This is a genomic window from Streptomyces sp. NBC_01016 (assembly GCF_026341035.1).
Classification (GTDB): Bacteria; Actinomycetota; Actinomycetes; order Streptomycetales; family Streptomycetaceae; genus Streptomyces.
In genome coordinates this window covers 1311809-1327949 of the sequence record NZ_JAPEOQ010000002.1, presented here as the reverse complement: position 1 = coordinate 1327949, position 16141 = coordinate 1311809, and the positions used below count along the sequence as shown (strand labels likewise).

Here is a 16141-nt window from a genome sequence, read left to right as displayed (position 1 = left end):
CCCCCATGACCGTGATCGTGCGCGCGCTGCACCTCGACCGTCCGGCCGACACCGAGGCCTTCGCCCGGATCCGCCGCGCCTGCCTCCCCGCCATGCTCGCGACCCCGGCCTCCGTCGCGTACGCCGCCGCAAACGCCCACCCCGACGCCCACTACCGCCAGTTGCTCGCGCAGACCGGCGACGGCGAGGTGATCGGCACGGCGCAGGTGGGCGTCGCGTACGACAGCCCGGAGCCGGGCCAGGGCTACGCGAACGTATACGTTCACCCGGAGCACACGGGCCGCGGCGCCGGCACCCTCCTCCTGCGCACGGCGGAGGAGCATCTCGCCCAGCACGGCGCCACGGAGGTGCACTGCTGGGCCCTGGACGCCCCGCGCAATCTCGCCTGGGCCGCCGCCCGCGGCTACCGCGCAAGCCGCAGCGCCCACTTCCTCCGCCTCGACCTCACGGCCGACACCCTCCCACCCCGCCAACTCCCTCCGCCGAACGTGGAGTTGCGCACCGCCTCCGACTACGCGGCGGACCCGCGCCCCCTCTTCCACCTGGACGCGGAGGCCACCAGCGACGAACCGGGCGACATCCAGGCCGAACTCACCGATTACGACCAGTGGTTGCGCGACACCTGGCACCAGCCCCTCCTCAACCACGACCTGACGACGGTCGCAGTCGTGGACGGCACCCCGGCAGCCTTCACCGCGGCCCTCACCGACGGCGAAGGGCGCTACCTCTCGGGCATGACCGGCACAGCCCGCGCCTTCCGCGGCCGCGGCCTCGCCAAGCTCGCCAAGAACGACTCCCTGCACCGGTCCCGCACGGCCGGCATCACCGTGGCGTACACGGGCAACGACGCCGGCAACGAACCGATGCTCGCGATCAACAAATGGTTCGGCTACACCCTCGACACGACGGAGATCCGCCATGTCCGCACCCTCACCCTCAGCCTCCCCCACTGACAACGCCCCCCACGTACACCTGATCAAAGCGGGCCGCACAAAGATCAGTTACCCGGTGGACCTCCTCCACGACGACGGCACCCGCATCACGGTCCGCGGCCCCTGGGCGGGCGACGGCGTACGCGACTTCGGCTTCGTCCAGTTCGCCCCCGGCGACGTCTTCACCGAGCACTACTGGCGTGACCGCTGGTACGCGGTGAAGGAGGTCCGCGCGGCGGACGGCTCCCTCAAGGGCTGGTACTGCGACATCACCCGCCCCGCCGTGCGCACGGACGACGGCGACATCCGCTCCGAGGACCTCGACCTCGACCTGTGGGTGTCGGCGGACGGCAGCCAGGTGATCCGCCTGGACGAGGACGAGTTCGCCGACAGCGGCCTCACCGACCGGGACCCGGCCGCCGCACAGGCGGCGACGCGGGCCCTGGACGACCTCGAACGCCTCGCCAAGCAGGGCGGGTTCACCGCCCTGCTCGCCCGCCAACCGCTCACATAACAGCAACCACCGCGTACCGCTCGTCCGCGACCTCCCGCCCCCACAGCCGCGCGTCCCCCGCCAGCGGCTCCCGCCGGACGTCCGCGACGAGCGGCGCGAGCGCGTCGGCCAGCCGCACCCCAGGTATCCCGGCCGGCCTCACCTCACCCCACACCCCCTCCACCAGCACGAGCCGCCCACCGGGCCGCAGCAGCGAAACCCACCGCCCCAGCACGGCGGCGACATCGGGCAGCATCCACAACACATGCCGTGCGAACACCACGTCGTACGCCCCCGCCGCCACCGGCGGCTCCGCCGCGTCCCCGAGCAGAAACTCCGCGTCACGCCCCACGAGCTTGCGCCGGGCTAGTTCCAGCATTCCCGGCGCACTGTCCACTCCGGTCACCCGATGCCCCCGCTCGGCCGCGAGGAGTGACATACTCCCCGTCCCGCAGCCGATGTCGACCACGTCACCGGCCTCCTCCGGCAGCCACCCGGCAAGCCTCTCGGCCCAGGCGGCACGCACCTCGGGATCCCGCAGCCCATGGTCGGGTTCGTCGTCGAACTCCCCCGCCATCGCGTCCCAGTCGATCGCGCCTTCGGACGTTCCCCCATATGTCGTCATGGCCCCACCGTGACATCCGCCACTGACAATTGCGCTTCGAAGGGCCACGCTCCGGGAAAAGGTCTACAACGACGCAACGTTGGAACGCGTGTAGGCAGGTACAGGAGGCACCATGCGCCGAGTGACCATGCACAAGCCGACCGGAGCGAGCACCATCACGCGCCGGCTGCGCGAAGATGCGGCCGACATGAAGCAGGACCGCCCCGAAGTGCGCAAGGACGTCCGCAAGACGTGGTGGCCGGACGAGTGAGCGGGGCCGGACGGATGCTGCTGAGACCCGAGACCCTGATCCGTCAGGACGGCCCCAGTCGCTTGCGGTAGTGGACGCGGTCGTAGGGGCCGTCCGCGCGGCGCTCCACGACCTCGTATCCGTAGCGCGGATACAGCTCCTGGTTCTCCCACATGAGTGCGTTCGTGTACAGCCGCACCTCGAACAACCCAAGAGCACGCGCATGCTCCTCCACGAAGGTGAGCAGACGGCGGCCCACCCCCTGCCCGTGGGCGTCGGAGTGGACCGCGATGCTGTCGAGGAAGAGGTGGTCGGGGCGGGCCTCGACGACCACCAGGCCGAGCACGTCCGGTTCCCCGGTGACGTACACCCGGCCCGCCGCCACGTTCGCCGCGTGGTCGGCCTCCATGGGAGCGGGCACGACGCCGATGCGCTCGATGTAGTGGTGGTACGCCGCGTCCGTGACCGCCTTGACGGCGGGCACGTCCGCGTCCGTTGCCCGGCGGATCGCGAGTTCTCGGCTCTCGTTGGTCATGCCGTCCTGTCTACGTCACTACCCTTCCCGCGCACCACCAACTTCTTCAGCAGCGGCCACGCCACGATGAGCAGGACGACCGCGTAGACCGTCACGGAGAACGGCGTGTTGACCAGACCGCTGACGCTGCCGTCGCTGATCTGGAGGGCGCGGCGCAGCTGTTGCTCGGCGTTCGGGCCGAGGATGACGCCGATGACGGCGGGCAGCACGGGCAGTCCGTAGCGGCGCATGCCGAAGCCGATGAGGCCGATGACCAGCAGGATGACGAGGTCGATGGACTCGCCGCCGACCGCGTACGCGCCGACCGCGGCGAAGAAGAGGATGCCGGCGTAGAGGTACGGGCGGGGGATGCGCAGCAGCTTCGCCCAGACGGGGGCCAGGGGCAGGTTGAGCGCCAGGAGCAGCACCATGCCGACGAAGAGGGATGCGATGAGGCCCCAGACCAGTTCCGGTTCGCGTTCGAAGAGGAGCGGGCCGGGCTGGATGCCGTACTGCTGGAAGGCGGCGAGCATGACCGCGGCGACCGCCGTGGTCGGGAGGCCGAGCGTCAGCATCGAGACCAGGGTGCCGGCGGCCGATGCCGAGGATGCCGATTCGGGTCCGGCGACGCCTTCGATGGCGCCCTTGCCCCACTCGTCCTTGTGCTTGGACAGGCGCTTCTCGGTGACGTAGGAGAGGAACGTGGGGATCTCGGCGCCGCCCGCGGGGATCGCGCCGAACGGGAAGCCGATGAGCGGGCCGCGCAGCCAGGACTTCCAGGTGCGTTTCACGTCGGAGGTGCCGAGCCAGGGGCGGCCGACCGGGATCGCCTCGCCGCTCGTGCGGCGCAGATGGGCGGCCACCCACAGGGCCTCGCCGATGGCGAAGAGGCCGACCGCGACGATGACGACGTCGATGCCGTCGGCGAGCTGCAACGAGCCGAAGGTGAGCCGCTGTTGGCCGGTCATCTGGTCCAACCCGACCAGGCCGAGCGTGAGACCGATCAACAGGGACGCCAGTCCTCGTACGCGGGAGGAGCCGAGCACCGAGGTCACCGCGATGAACGCGAGGACCATGATGGCGAAGTAGTCGGGTGCGCCGATGTCGACGGCGAGCGAGGCGACCTTCGGGGCGAGGGCGACCAGCAGGATCGTGCCGATCATGCCGCCGGCGAAGTGTCCGATGGCGGCGGCCGCGAGGGCCTGCGCGCCGCGTCCGGACTTCGCCATGGGGTTGCCCTCCATGGCGGCGACCACGGCGGCGCTCTCGCCCGGGGTGTTGAGGAGGATCGAGGTCGTCGAGCCGCCGAACATGGCGCCGTAGTAGATGCCCGCGAACATGATGAACGCGCCGGTGGGTTCGAGTCCGTACGTCACCGGGAGCAGCAGGGCGACCGCCATCGCGGGGCCGATGCCGGGCAGGACGCCGATGGCCGTGCCGAGCAGGACGCCTATCGCCGCCCAGAGGAGGTTGATGGGGGTGAGGGCCGTACCGAAGCCGTCGAGGAGGGAGTTGAGGGCGTTCATGGGGTCACAGCACCTCCATCAGGGGGCCGCCCGGCAGGGGGACGCCGAGTAGGTTGTTGAAGAGGACGAAGGTGAGGAGGGAGAGCCCGGCGGCGATCAGGGGGTCGCGGGTGAGGTGGCGGCTGCCGAGCGCGTACGCCGCGCCCCAGAACAGCAGCGCGCCCGCGAGCGGGAAGCCGAGCGGTTCGATGAGCACGGCGGTGGCGAGGAAGACGCCCGCGAGCAGCAGCACGGTGCGCCAGTCGGCGGGTTCGGACAGGTCGACGTCCTCGCCGGCCTCGGCCTCTCCCCTGCCGCCGCGCAGTACGTCGACGGCGAGCAGGACGGCGACGGCGAGCAGCCCGATGCCGACGACGATCGGCACGGTCTTCGGGCCGACGGGGCCGCGCTGGGCGATGTCGACGTTCATGGTGAGCGCGTCGGTGAGGACGAGCAGGCCGAGCGCCAACAGCAGGACGCAGACGCCGAGTTCGGAGTGTTCGCGCAGCCAGGACGTGCGCGTGGCCTCGTCCGGGCGGGATTCGGTGGCGGTCACGGGCTCTACCGGATTCACAGGCCCAGCTCCTTCAGTACGGACACGACCCGCTTGTCCTCGGCGTCGAGGAACGTCCCGAAGTCGTCGCCGACGAGGAAGGCGTCGTCCCAGCCGTTCGTCTTCAGCGACTTCTTCCACTCCTTGGAAGCGTGCAACTTCCGTACCAGGTTGGTGAGTTTGTCGCGCTGGGTGCCGGACAGGCCGGGCGGGGCGACGATGCCGCGCCAGTTGGTGAAGTTCACGTCGTAGCCGGACTCCTTGAGCGTGGGCCCGTCGAGGCCGGCGGCGCGTTCGGGTCCCGTGACGGCGAGGAGGCGCAGTTCGCCGCTCTTGATCTGGTCCAGGTACTCGCCGACGCCGGAGACGCCGAAGGCGACCTTGTTGCCGAGGATGGAGGCGAGGAGTTCGCCGCCGCCGTCGAACGGGACGTAGTTGACCTTCTTCGGCTGGATGCCGGCGGCGCGCGCCATCAGCATGGGCGCCAGGTGGTCGGGGCCGCCGGGCGAGGAGCCGCCTCCGACGGGCAGCTTGCCGGGGTTCTTCTTCCAGGCGTCGATGAGCTGCTTGATGTTCTTGTACGGGGAGTCCTTCGCGACCACGACGACATCGGGCTCCTCGGTGAGCCGGGCGATGGGTGTGGTGTCGGCGAGGGTCTTCGGGGAGTGGTTGGAGCGGGCGGCTCCTACGACGCCGAGGCCCATGGACATCGCGAGTTTTCCGTTGCCGTGTTCGCCGACGAGGCGGGTGAGGCCGACGGTGCCGCCGGCGCCTGGCAGGTTGAACACCTCGACGTTGTGGGTGAGTTCGGCGTCCTCGGCGTTCTTGGCGGCGGTGCGCGCCGTGATGTCGTAGCCGCCGCCGGGGGTGTTGGGGACCATGAGGCGCAGGCCGGGGATCTGGGTGCCGGTGTCGGCGCCGCTGCCCGTGGTGAGCAGCGGCGGCCCCACCAGGACGAGCAGCGCGGCCCCGAGCAGGGCGAGGGGTGTGCGCAGGCGCACGTGTGCCACCTACTTCTTGGGATCGTTTTGACGGCGGGCTGGTTGTGAGGTGGCCCACATGTTGCCCACGCGTTAACAAGCTGTCTCCCTTCCGCAAGCAACGGACGTTGTGGTCCTTGTGGTCGCGCACCTACTCTGCGCCAGTGACAAAGGTCTTGATCAAGGTCTTGATCGTGGACGACGACTTCATGGTTGCGAAGCTGCACAGCCGGTACGTGTCCGCGATGGACGGGTTCGTGGTGGCCGGGGTGGCACACAGCGGCGCGGAGGCGCTGCGTGCCGCGGAGTCGCTGCGGCCCGATCTGGTGCTCCTGGACGTGTACTTGCCGGACATGGACGGCATCGAGGTGTTGCGGACGCTGCGGGCCGCGGAGGAGCGGGATCCGGCCCGTACCGCGGTGGACGCGCTGTTCATCACGGCGGCGCGGGACGCGGAGGTGGTGCGGGCGGCGCTGCGGGCGGGGGCGCTGCACTATCTGATCAAGCCGTTCAACCAGGCCGCGTTGCAGGAGCAGTTGAGGCATGTGGCGGCGCTGCGGACCCGCCTCGACGACCTGGACGAGGCGCGTCAGGAGGACGTCGACCAGATCTTCGGCGCCCGCCCGCCGGGTTCGCGGGAACTGCCGAAGGGCCTCGCCGCACACACCGCGGACCTGGTGGAGCAGACGCTGCGCGCCCACCCGGACGGCCTGTCGGCGACGGAGTGCGCCCAGGAGGCGGGCTCGCTGTCGCGGGTGAGCGCGCGCCGGTACCTGGAGTTCTTCGCGGGGACGGGGCGGGCGCGGGTGACGCTCCGGTACGGCGGGACGGGGCGGCCGGAGCGGCGGTATCGGTGGGTGTCCTGAGGCGGGACGCATGGGCGCCCCGAGGGCGGTACGCGTGGGTGTCCTGAGCGGAGTCTGAGGGGCGTCTTAAGGGGGCCATAAAGATCCACTCGGAGCGCTCCCAAGGGCCGAACAGCGCGTTTTTTCGGGCTAACTTCCTTGCCGCACCCCCCAATGCACTCGATCAAGGAGTACCCCCATGCCCGCAAGCCGTCGCAAGCTCGCCGCGCTCACCACGGTCGGAGCGATCCCCCTCGCCCTCACCGCCCTGTCCGCTACGCCCGCGGCAGCGCACGGCACGCTCGGCGATCCGGCCAGCCGGGTCGCCGCCTGTTACGCGGAGGGCGCCGAGAGCCCCACGTCGGCGGCGTGCAAGGCGGCGGTCGCCGAGGGCGGCCCGCAGGCCCTGTACGACTGGAACGGCATCCGTGACGGCGAGGCCGGCGGCAAGTCCCAGGAGAACATCCCCGACGGCAAGCTGTGCTCTGCGAACTCCGACGAGTTCAAGGGCATGGACCTGGCCCGCGACGACTGGCCGGCGACGAAGGTCTCGGCGGGCTCGTACACCTTCAAGTACAAGGTGACCGCCCAGCACAAGGGCACCTTCGACCTCTACATGACGAAGCAGAGCTACGACCCGTCGAAGCCGCTGAAGTGGTCCGACCTAGACCTGGCGAACCCGGTCGCGACGAAGACGGACCCGACGGCATCGGGCGGCTACTACACGTTCTCCGGAAAGCTCCCGGACCGCACGGGCCGCCAGCTGATCTACGGCATCTGGCAGCGTTCGGACAGCCCGGAGGCGTTCTACTCCTGCTCGGACGTGACGTACGGCGGCGCGTCCACCGCCTCCGCCACGACGAAGGAGGCGACGACGCCCTCGGACGAGCAGATCGCGGCGGACGCCGACAAGTCGACGGTCGACCACAGCGGCATGGACATGGGCGACGACACCCACAAGACCCACGAGTCGGCCGCGCCCGCCGCCGACGCCAACTCCCCCGCCGCGCAGGGTGGTTCGCAGAACCTCGCGGAGACGGGCGGCGACTCCACCACCCCGTACATCGCGATGGGTGGCGCGGCCGCCCTGGCGATCGGCGCGGCGGGCCTGTTCGCCTCGATGCGCCGCCGCGCGACGGCGACGGGCCGCCACGGCCGCTGACCGCAGCACCACCGACCGGACCGCCGCCTCCCTGTCCTTCGGGAGGCGGCGGTCCTCATGCGTGGATCGGACGGACCGTCACCAGATGGGCCGGATCGGCCCGTTGGGCGCAATGGCGAGCAACCGCTCCGCGAGCGCGTGAGCCTCCCCCTCCCCGAGCCGCTCCACCCAGGGCCGCACCGCTTCGGCGGCGGCCTCTTCGGCGGCCCGAGTACAGTCCCACCCGCGCCCGGTCAGCACGACGAGCCGGGCCCGCGCGTCCTGCGGGTGGGGCCGCCGCTCGGCGTACCCCTTGCGCACCAGCTCGTCGACGAGCTGACTCGCGGCCTGCTTGGTCACACCGAGGTGGGCGGCGAGTTCCGTGGCGGTGGCGTCCCCATAGGAGAGCCGTACGAAGGCGAAGCCGTGGGCGGGCCGGATGTCGCCGAACCCCCTGGCCACGACCCCTTCGTGGATACGTCGCGTCAGCTCGCTCGCGGCGGCGAGCAGGGCGGAGGTCAGGCTCAGGGCTTCGGCGTTCTGCACGCGGCCATTCAAACACCCTTGACGAGATGGTCAAGCAGCCTGACTATATGGTCAAGCGGCTTGACCATCCCGCAAGACAAGCCGCTTGGCCATCGTGCAAGAAGAGCCGTCAAGACAAGCCATGAAGGAGAAGCCATGCCGGTGATCCGCGCCTCGGAGGCCGTCGTCCACGAACTGCACGGCGTCCGCTTCGTCTCGTACGCCACCCCCGCCACCGGCAGCGAGGAGCTGTGCGCCTGGCGGGGCGAGATCCCCGCGGGCACGAAAGGGCCCGCACACACGGTCTCCCGCGAGGAGATCCTCCACCTGCTGACCGGCACCCTGCGACTCTCCCTCGACGGCGCCCCGCACACCCTCGCGCCGGGCGACACCGCGATCGTGAACGCGGGCACGACGCTCGGGGTGGAGAACCCGGCGGACGAGCCGGCGACGATGTGGGTGACGACGTCGGTGGGTCTTGAGGCGGAGCTGGCGGACGGGACGCGTATCGCTCCGCCGTGGGCCCGGTAGCGCCGTCCGGTCAGGCCGCGTGCGGTGGCGCCGCGGCCGGGCGGATCGCGGTCGGGCCGAATTTTCTTCGGGCGCGGTCGACCGCGTCCTCGATGCGGCGGTCCCGCTCGTCGGTCGGGTCGAACAGGAGCTGCCGGGAGGCCAGTTCGGCCGGGACCAGGCGGTCGGCGCGCAGGGCGATGGAGCGGACCCGGGCCCGCTGCAACCCGAGCCGGTCGTGGAGTTCGTACGCGAGTGAGGTCAGCGTCGGGGTGTGGGCGGACGCCTCACGCAGGGCGCGGGTACGCGTGGTCGCGCTGCGGTCCACGTAGCGGACGGTGAGGGTGAGGGAGCGGGTCGTCTGCTCCTCGGCGCGCAGCCGCAGGCCGAGCCGGTCGGTGAGGGCGAGCAGTGCGGCGCGCTGCCGGTCGCGGTCCAACTCGTCCTGCGGGAAGTCGTGTTCGACGCGGATCGAGCGGGCCGGGGCCGCCGGGACCACCGGTGTCGGGTCGAGGCCGCGGGCCGCGTCGTACAGTCGGCGCCCCGCGGCGGCGCCGAGGATCCGCTGCAGAGTGCCGAGCGGCGCGGCGGCGATCCTGCCGACGCTGTCGAGGCCGTACGAGGACAGGGTGCGGGCGGTCGCGGGCCCCACGCCGTGCAGGGCGGCGGCCGGTTTGTGCGCGAGGAAGGCGGTGACCATGTCGAGGTCGTCGGGCAGTTCGCGGACCGCCGAGGGCGGGCCGTCGGCGGCGACCATGCGGGCCAGCATCGGGTTCGCGGCGACGCCGATGGTCGAGCGGAGGCCGTACAGGCCCCCCGTACGGGCCCGGATCCGCTCGGCCAGAGCCGGGGCGTCCGTGCCGAAGTAGCGCAGGCTGCCCGTGACATCGGCGAGCGCCGCGTCCGGCGGCAGCGCCTGCACGAGGGGCGTGAACTCGGCCAGCAGGGAGAGCAGATGGAGGTAGAGCTGCTCGTCCACCAGGTCGTGGAAGTGGACGTACAGGATCTGCGTCGGCACCGCTTCCTCACTTCCTCGCGTCGTCCGCGTCATCCCGCGCTCCCCGGACTCTGATGCCACAACTTGCGGCTCTGCTTGACGGGTTCGCCGGGCGGCTGAAGGTCCGCCCAGGGATGCAGGTCGTATCCCGTCTCCAGGCGGATACTGCGGCCGTCCACCGCCGTGTCCGTCGCGGGGCGCTCCGCGGTGAGCCGGTCCGTCACCGCGGACAGGCCGCCCGTGCGGCGCAGTTCGGCCAGTTCGGCCAGGTCCCAGGCGGCGGACCCGGTGACCGACAGCGCCTTGCCGCTGCCGCCGCCCCTGCGCTGCACCACGCCGCGTACGAGCAGCAGCCAGGAGTGGAAGACGGTGTGCGCGCTCGCGTCGTGGCTGTCCTCGAAGAACGCGCAGTCGACAAGGCCCGAGGTGTCGTCGAGCGTCGTGAAGATGACGCGCTTGCCGGAGCGGACCGGCGGCGTCTGCACGGCGCCCTTCGCGCCGGCGACCAGGACCACCTGCCCATGCGGCAGATCCTTCAGCCGGTGCGCGGAGGCCACCCCCAGCTCGTCGAGCAACTCCCGGTGGTCGCCCAGGAGATGGCGCGAGGTGTCCATGCCGAGCACGCCGAGCTCGGCGCCGAGCCGTTCGACGTCGTCGAGGTCGGGCAGCTGGGCGGGGGCGACCGTGTCGGGGGCCGCGTCGGTCTCGCCGAGCGCCAACTGCCCCTGCGCACCGCCCCGCCCGCTCCGCTGCGACTCGGCGATGTGCAGCATCAGGTCCCGCCGGTTGCGACCAAAAGCGTCCAACGCACCGACCTGCGCGAGTCGTTCGGCGACCGGCCGGGACGGGCGGGCGCGGGAGAGGAAATCCTGGAGCGAGACGTAGGGGCGCCCCGCGACGATCCGCTCCGCCTCGGCCTCGCTCATGCCGCGCACATCGTCGAGCGCAAGCCGGATCCCGTGAACGAAACCGCCGAGACGGCCGGAACCATCCCCACCATCAGACACCAGTTCGATTCGATAAGCCGGGTCCGACGCGTTCACATCGAGCGGCAGCACCGGCACCCCCCACCGCCGCGCGTCCGCGAGCAGCAGCCGCTTCGGGTACATGCCGGGGTCGTGCGTGAGCAGCCCCGCGTAGAACGCGGCCGGATGGTGCGCCTTCAGCCACGCCGACTGGTACGACGGCACGGCGAACGCGACGGCGTGCGCCTTGCAGAACCCGTACGCACCGAACGCCTCGATGATCTCCCAGGTCCGTTCGACGACCTCCTCCGCGTATCCGCGCCCCCGCGCCTGCCGCCCGAACCAGGTCCGCACCCGCCCGACCTGGTCCGCCTTCGAGAGCGCCCGCCGCGTGTAGTCGCCGAAGGCGAGGCTGCACCCGGTCATCACGTGCAGGATCCGGATGATCTGCTCGTGGAAGACGACCACGCCGCACGTCTCCTCCAGCGCGTCCTTCAGATCCGGATGCGGGTACGCGGGCGCCTGCTTGCCGTGCCGCGCCTTGATGAACGGGTCGACCATGTTGGCCGCGACCGGCCCGGGACGGAACAGCGAGATGTCCACGACCAGGTCGTGGAAGGTCTCGGGCAGCAGCCGCGCGAGCAGATCGCGCTGCCCCGGCGACTCGGTCTGGAAGCAGCCCAAGGTCTGGGAGGACTTGATGAGTTGATACGTCTTCGGGTCGCCCGGCGGCACCTGTTCCGGGTCGTCGAGTTCGATACGCCGGCCGGTCACCCGCTCGATCTCCCCCACCGAGTGCGCCATCGCGGACTGCATCCGCACCCCGAGCACGTCGAGCTTGAGCAGCCCGAGGTCCTCCACGTCCTCCTTGTCGAACTGGGACATGGGAAAGCCCTCGGTGCTGGTCGGCACGACCGGGGTGCGGCCCAACAGGGTCGTGTCGGAGAGCAGCACCCCGCACGGGTGCATGGCGATCCCGCGCGGCAGCGCGTCGAGCGCCTCGACCAGGTCCCACATCCTGCTCCCCCCATACGCCTCCGGGTCGATGCCGCGCAGCTCCGGCAGCTCCTGGAGCGCGGAGCGGGCGTCGCGGGCGCGGATGTGCGGGAAGGACTTGGCGAGCCGGTCCACCTCGGCCGGCTCCATGCCGAGAGCGAGGCCCACATCTCGTACGGCATGGCGGACCCGGTAGGTCTCCGGCATGGACACGGTCGCCACCCGCTCGGGCCCGAAGCGGTCCAGGATCGCCCGGTAGACCTCCAGGCGGCGGGCGGACTCCACGTCGATGTCGATGTCGGGCAGCTCCATGCGCTGCTCGGACAGGAAGCGCTCCATGAGGAGTCCGTGTTCGACCGGGTCGGCGGTGGCGATGCCGAGCAGATGGTTGACCAGCGAGCCGGCGCCGGAGCCGCGCGCGGCGACCCGGATGCCCAACTCCCGCGTGTCGGACACCACTTGGGCGACGGTGAGGAAGTACGAGGCGTAGCCCTGCCGTTCGATGAGACCCAGCTCGTCCTCCAGGCGCTCCCAGTACCGGCGCTTGTAGTCGTAGCGGCGGGCCAGCATCGCGGCATCGCAGCGCGAGCGAAGGACCCGGTCGGGAGTGCGCCGGGCGGCGCCGACGAGGTCAGGTTCGGGGAAGTGCACCCGGCCGAGCCCCAGGTCGTCCTCGGGGTCGACACGGCAGGCCTGGGCGGTCTCCTCGGTGACGGTGAGGAGGCGGCGCGCGGTGTTCTCGCGGTATCCGGCGGCCTCGGTCACCTTCAGGGCGATGGCCGCCATGTCCCCCGCGGGCTTGAGCCACCGCTCGCCGCTGTCGAGCGTGCCGCGCGGGTCGATCGGCACCAGGCGGCGCGCGGAGTCAAGCACGTCCGCGACCGGCCCCTGTCCGGCGTCGGCGTAGCGGACGGCGTTGCTGAGTACGGGGGCGATCCCCTGGTCCGCCGCGAACCCGAGGGCGCGGGCGGCATGCCGCAGCGAGCCGGGTCCGGTGCCGCTCAGGCCGTGGGAGACGACCTCGATCCGCAGCGCCGCGCTCCCGTACCGCTCCCGCCAGGGCGCGAGCAGCCGGGCCGCGCGGTCCGGGCGACCGGCGGCGAGCGCGCGGCCGACGTCCGAGTCGGGGCCGAGCAGTACGAAAACGTGCTCCGCGCCCTCTTCGCCGAGCGCGTCCCAGGGCAGCAGCGGGCGGCGGCCCTGTCCGGAAACGGCGGTGACATCCCGGTGCGCCGCGGTGACGAGCCGGCACAGTTCGGCCCAGCCGTCCGCGCCGTCCCGGGCGAGGAACGCCACACGCTGCGCCGTCTCGTCGACGAACGCGCCGCCCCTGGCCGGTGCGCGCCGCCGTTCGGTGCGCTCGGCCGCCTCGACCGGCGCGGCCACGGCGAGGTCCACCCCGAACAGCGGCCGGATGCCGGCCCGGCTCGCGGCCTTGGCGAAGCGGACGGCGCCGCCGAGGGTGTCCCGGTCGGTCAGGGCGAGCGCGTCGAGGCCGCGCGCGGCGGCCCGCTCGGCGAGCGCGTCCGGGTGCGAGGCCCCGTACCGCAGGGAGAAGCCTGAGGCGGTGTGCAGATGCGTAAAACCCCGCATCCGAACCACCTCGCCACTACTCCCCCCTCTATCCGACCTGTCACACCAGCCTCATCAGGGCCGATGCCCTCACCGTAAACCATGTTCGAATACTTGTGCGAGTCGAAACCGCCACCCGGGAGCCACCGCCCAGGAACCCGCCACCCACCCGTTCGGCCCTCCCCGACTGCATGAGCCGGGGCCTCACCCGAGCGTTGAGGCATGAAGTTCGCCGAAGAGTTCAAGAACGCCGTCACACCCAGAGCCGCGCTCCTCGTCATCGGTGTCCTGGCTCTCCAGCTCCTGTTCATCACCTCGTACGTGGGCGCGCTGCACAATCCGAAGCCGAAGGACGTCGCGTTCGGCGTCGTCGCGCCGCAGCCCGCGGCGGCGAAGCAGCTCGCGCAGCAGCTGGACAAGCTGCAGGGGTCCCCGCTCGACGCGCGGGTGGTCAAGGACGCGAAGACGGCGCGCGAGCAGGTCCTGAACCGGGAGATCGACGGCGCCCTGGTGTTCCACGCGAAGGGCGCGCAGGACACCCTCTACGTCGCGTCCGGCGGCGGCACCGTTCTGGCGTCCGCGCTGGAGGGGCTGGCCACCACGATCGACGCCCAGCAGCAGCGCACGGTGAAGACCGTCGACGTGGCGCCGGCATCGGTGCAGGACTTCGACGGCCTCTCGGCCTTCTACCTCGTCGTCGGCTGGTGCGTCGGCGGCTATCTGTGCGCCTCGATCATGTCGATCAGCGCCGGGTCCAAGCCGGCGAGCCCGCAGCGCGCCGCCATCCGGCTCGGCTCGCTCGCGGTCTTCTCGATCGTGGGCGGCATCGGCGGCTCGCTGATCATCGGCGACTCGATCCTGGGCGCGCTGCCAGGATCCTTCTGGGGCCTGGCCGGGCTCGGCGCCCTGATCACCCTCGCGGTCGGCGCGATCACGCTCGCCCTGGAGGAACTCACCGGCGTCGTCGGCATCGGTCTCGCGGTGCTGCTGATCGTCGTCGCGGGCAACCCGAGCGCGGGCGGCGCCTTCCCGCTGCCGATGCTGCCGCCGTTCTGGCAGGCGATCGGCCCCTGGCTGCCGCCGGGCGCGGGCACCTGGGCGGCCCGCTCCATCGCCTACTTCAAGGGCAACGACCTCACTCAGTCCCTGCTCGTCCTGTCCGCGTGGGCGGTGGTGGGCATCGCCGCGACACTGATCGTGTCGGGCCTGCGCGAGAAGCGGCGGGGTGTGCGGACGGCGGCCGCGACGGAGCCCGCCGAATCGTGACGATCCCGCACCGCTCGCGCAGTTCCTCGACCGCCTTCGCGTACGACTCCACGCCCTCCTCGGGAGTGGCCGCCGACAGGCCGGGCATCTTCGCGATGTCCTGCAGCCGCTCGGGCGCCCTGTACGTCTCGGCCTTCGGCCACGAAAAAAGCCCCGCCCCCGGTTTCCCGGGGGCGGGGTACAAACGTGCCGGTCAGCCGATTTCCGTGCCCGTGGCGGAGAGCGCTTCCGTCACCGGCTGGAAGAAGGTCTCGCCGCCCGACGTGCAGTCGCCGCTGCCGCCGGAGGTGAGGCCGACCGCCGAGTCGCCCGAGAAGAGCGAGCCGCCGCTGTCACCGGGCTCGGCGCAGACATCGGTCTGGATGAGGCCGTTGACGATGTCGCCGTTGCCGTAGTTCACGGTGGCGTCCAGGCCCTTCACCGTGCCGTCGTGCACCTGCGTGGTGGAGCCGGAGCGGGTCACCTTCATGCCCACGGTGGCTTCCGCCGCCTTGGTGATCTGCTGCGCGGAGCCGTTGTAGAGGTTGACCTCGCTGGGGTGGTCGACGTCGGCCGAGTACTTCACGAGCCCGAAGTCGTTGTCCGGGAACTGGGAGTCGGCGTTCGTGCCGATCTCCTGGCCGCTGGAGTCCGACCACGTGGAGATCGACTCGGTGCAGTGGCCCGCCGTGAGGAAGAACGGCTCGCCGCCCTTGGTCACGTTGAAGCCGAGGGAACAGCGGCCGCCACCACCGGAGATGGCGTCGCCGCCCGCGATGAACGGCTTGAACTCGCCCTGGCTGCGCTTGAGTTCGGCCTTGCCGCCGAGCTTCTCGACGACTCCGGTGAGCTGGTTCCAGTCGGAGCCCTTGACCGTGCGGTCGGCGGTGACGACGACCTTGTTGGTGGCGGGGTCGACGGCCCAGGACGTGCCCGGGATGGTCGCGTCCTGCTTCAGGGTCGTCCGTGCGCCCTTGAGCTCGGCCAGCGAGTTCTGGACGACTCTGGCCTTCGCGCCGGCGGCCTGCGCCGTCTGCGCGGCCTCGTCGTTCAGGACATTGACGACGAGCTGCTTGGTCTTGGCGTCGTAGTAGCTGCCCGCCGATTCCTCGCCCAGGTCCTTGGTCAGGCTCGAGGCGAGAGTTCCGGCCTTGGCGATCGAGAGTTTCTGGGCCACCAGGTCGGGTGCGTCGGTGCTGGCGTTCGCAGTCTGGAAGGTGATGCCCGCTGCGGCCAGGGCGAAGATTCCCGCTCCGACCACTGCGGCGCGCCGCTTGGGTATGCGTCGGTGCTTCAACTCACGTCCTCCTGTGGGGGGTTGGGATACCGGTTCGAGTGGGGACGGACCGGATCCGTGAGGCTGACGGGCCCACTATCCCGACCGTCACAGGGAGCACACAAGGTCGACTTCCGGACGCGCGTTCGCCAAACGTCGTACGCCCTTCACCACTTGGGTGCGCCCCCGCGCCGCACGTCGATCCCCACTGCAAACACACCGTGCACCCGCGGATGAG

The 16141-nt window shown here is 71.2% G+C and carries 16 protein-coding genes; 7 read left to right on the top strand and 9 right to left on the bottom strand.

The features are described 5' to 3' along the window. Positions 1 to 5: 5 nt before the first annotated feature. Together OG746_RS32770 and OG746_RS32765 are read left to right on the top strand one after the other, a co-directional pair. Entirely contained in the window at positions 6 to 953 is a 948-nt protein-coding gene (locus OG746_RS32770; RefSeq protein WP_266721285.1) for a GNAT family N-acetyltransferase, read from the top strand. Beyond that, positions 919 to 1446 carry a ribonuclease FAU-1 family protein gene (locus tag OG746_RS32765; protein WP_266721284.1) on the top strand — a complete coding sequence of 176 codons (528 nt, stop codon included), beginning with the start codon at positions 919 to 921 and terminating at the stop codon, positions 1444 to 1446. The genes OG746_RS32770 and OG746_RS32765 overlap by 35 nt, the downstream gene beginning before the upstream one ends. On the opposite strand, the gene OG746_RS32760 is transcribed toward OG746_RS32765, so the two are convergent. After that, entirely contained in the window at positions 1439 to 2050 is a 612-nt protein-coding gene (locus tag OG746_RS32760) for a class I SAM-dependent methyltransferase (protein WP_266721282.1), read from the bottom strand. The two genes, OG746_RS32765 and OG746_RS32760, sit on opposite strands and share 8 nt — an antisense overlap. A 112-nt stretch (positions 2051 to 2162) precedes the next feature. Between OG746_RS32760 and OG746_RS32755 the strand changes: the two genes are divergently transcribed. Beyond that, the gene (locus tag OG746_RS32755) at positions 2163 to 2300 is read left to right on the top strand and encodes a hypothetical protein (protein ID WP_266721280.1); all 138 of its coding nucleotides are present in this window, start codon (positions 2163 to 2165) and stop codon (positions 2298 to 2300) included. Between the two features lie 43 nt (positions 2301 to 2343). Here the strand turns inward: OG746_RS32755 and OG746_RS32750 are convergent, their stop codons facing one another. Genes OG746_RS32750 through OG746_RS32735 form a run of 4 tightly spaced genes read right to left on the bottom strand, consistent with a single transcriptional unit; the run spans position 2344 to position 5852 of the window. Further along, the gene (locus tag OG746_RS32750; protein WP_266721278.1) at positions 2344 to 2814 is read right to left on the bottom strand and encodes a GNAT family N-acetyltransferase; all 471 of its coding nucleotides are present in this window, start codon (positions 2812 to 2814) and stop codon (positions 2344 to 2346) included. Continuing rightward, positions 2811 to 4319 carry a tripartite tricarboxylate transporter permease gene (locus OG746_RS32745; protein WP_266721276.1) on the bottom strand — a complete coding sequence of 503 codons (1509 nt, stop codon included), beginning with the start codon at positions 4317 to 4319 and terminating at the stop codon, positions 2811 to 2813. The genes OG746_RS32750 and OG746_RS32745 overlap by 4 nt, the downstream gene beginning before the upstream one ends. 4 nt (positions 4320 to 4323) lie before the next feature. Next, positions 4324 to 4854, bottom strand: coding sequence for a tripartite tricarboxylate transporter TctB family protein (locus OG746_RS32740; RefSeq protein ID WP_266721275.1), 531 nt, complete (start codon positions 4852 to 4854; stop codon positions 4324 to 4326). A gap of 14 nt (positions 4855 to 4868) precedes the next feature. Next, positions 4869 to 5852, bottom strand: coding sequence for a Bug family tripartite tricarboxylate transporter substrate binding protein (locus OG746_RS32735; protein ID WP_266725585.1), 984 nt, complete (start codon positions 5850 to 5852; stop codon positions 4869 to 4871). Between the two features lie 155 nt (positions 5853 to 6007). On the opposite strand from OG746_RS32735, the gene OG746_RS32730 reads away from it, so the two are divergent. Both OG746_RS32730 and OG746_RS32725 read left to right on the top strand, forming a co-directional pair. After that, a complete protein-coding gene (locus OG746_RS32730; RefSeq protein WP_266725583.1) occupies positions 6008 to 6697 on the top strand; it encodes a response regulator in 690 nt (229 codons plus the stop codon). 178 nt (positions 6698 to 6875) lie between these two features. Then, positions 6876 to 7838 carry a lytic polysaccharide monooxygenase auxiliary activity family 9 protein gene (locus OG746_RS32725; protein WP_266721273.1) on the top strand — a complete coding sequence of 321 codons (963 nt, stop codon included), beginning with the start codon at positions 6876 to 6878 and terminating at the stop codon, positions 7836 to 7838. 78 nt (positions 7839 to 7916) lie between these two features. Here OG746_RS32725 and OG746_RS32720 read toward each other — a convergent pair whose 3' ends face one another. Further along, on the bottom strand, positions 7917 to 8363 hold the full coding sequence (locus OG746_RS32720) for a MarR family winged helix-turn-helix transcriptional regulator (RefSeq protein ID WP_266721271.1): 447 nt from the start codon (positions 8361 to 8363) through the stop codon (positions 7917 to 7919). 135 nt (positions 8364 to 8498) lie between these two features. Here OG746_RS32720 and OG746_RS32715 point away from each other — a divergent pair, with 135 nt between their 5' ends. After that, positions 8499 to 8873, top strand: coding sequence for a cupin domain-containing protein (locus OG746_RS32715; protein WP_266721269.1), 375 nt, complete (start codon positions 8499 to 8501; stop codon positions 8871 to 8873). Between the two features lie 10 nt (positions 8874 to 8883). Here the strand turns inward: OG746_RS32715 and OG746_RS32710 are convergent, their stop codons facing one another. Together OG746_RS32710 and OG746_RS32705 are read right to left on the bottom strand one after the other, a co-directional pair. Continuing rightward, entirely contained in the window at positions 8884 to 9903 is a 1020-nt protein-coding gene (locus tag OG746_RS32710; RefSeq protein WP_266721267.1) for a DNA polymerase Y family protein, read from the bottom strand. Then, entirely contained in the window at positions 9900 to 13403 is a 3504-nt protein-coding gene (locus tag OG746_RS32705; RefSeq protein WP_266721265.1) for a DNA polymerase III subunit alpha, read from the bottom strand. Before OG746_RS32705 ends, OG746_RS32710 begins: the two co-directional genes overlap by 4 nt. A 201-nt stretch (positions 13404 to 13604) precedes the next feature. Here OG746_RS32705 and OG746_RS32700 point away from each other — a divergent pair, with 201 nt between their 5' ends. Beyond that, positions 13605 to 14648 (top strand): DUF3533 domain-containing protein, encoded by a 1044-nt coding sequence (locus OG746_RS32700; RefSeq protein ID WP_266721263.1) that lies wholly within the window; start codon positions 13605 to 13607, stop codon positions 14646 to 14648. Between the two features lie 193 nt (positions 14649 to 14841). Here OG746_RS32700 and OG746_RS32695 read toward each other — a convergent pair whose 3' ends face one another. Continuing rightward, positions 14842 to 15924: a S1 family peptidase gene (locus tag OG746_RS32695; protein ID WP_266721262.1), complete on the bottom strand. Its 1083-nt coding sequence runs from the start codon at positions 15922 to 15924 to the stop codon at positions 14842 to 14844. Positions 15925 to 16141 lie beyond the last annotated feature (217 nt).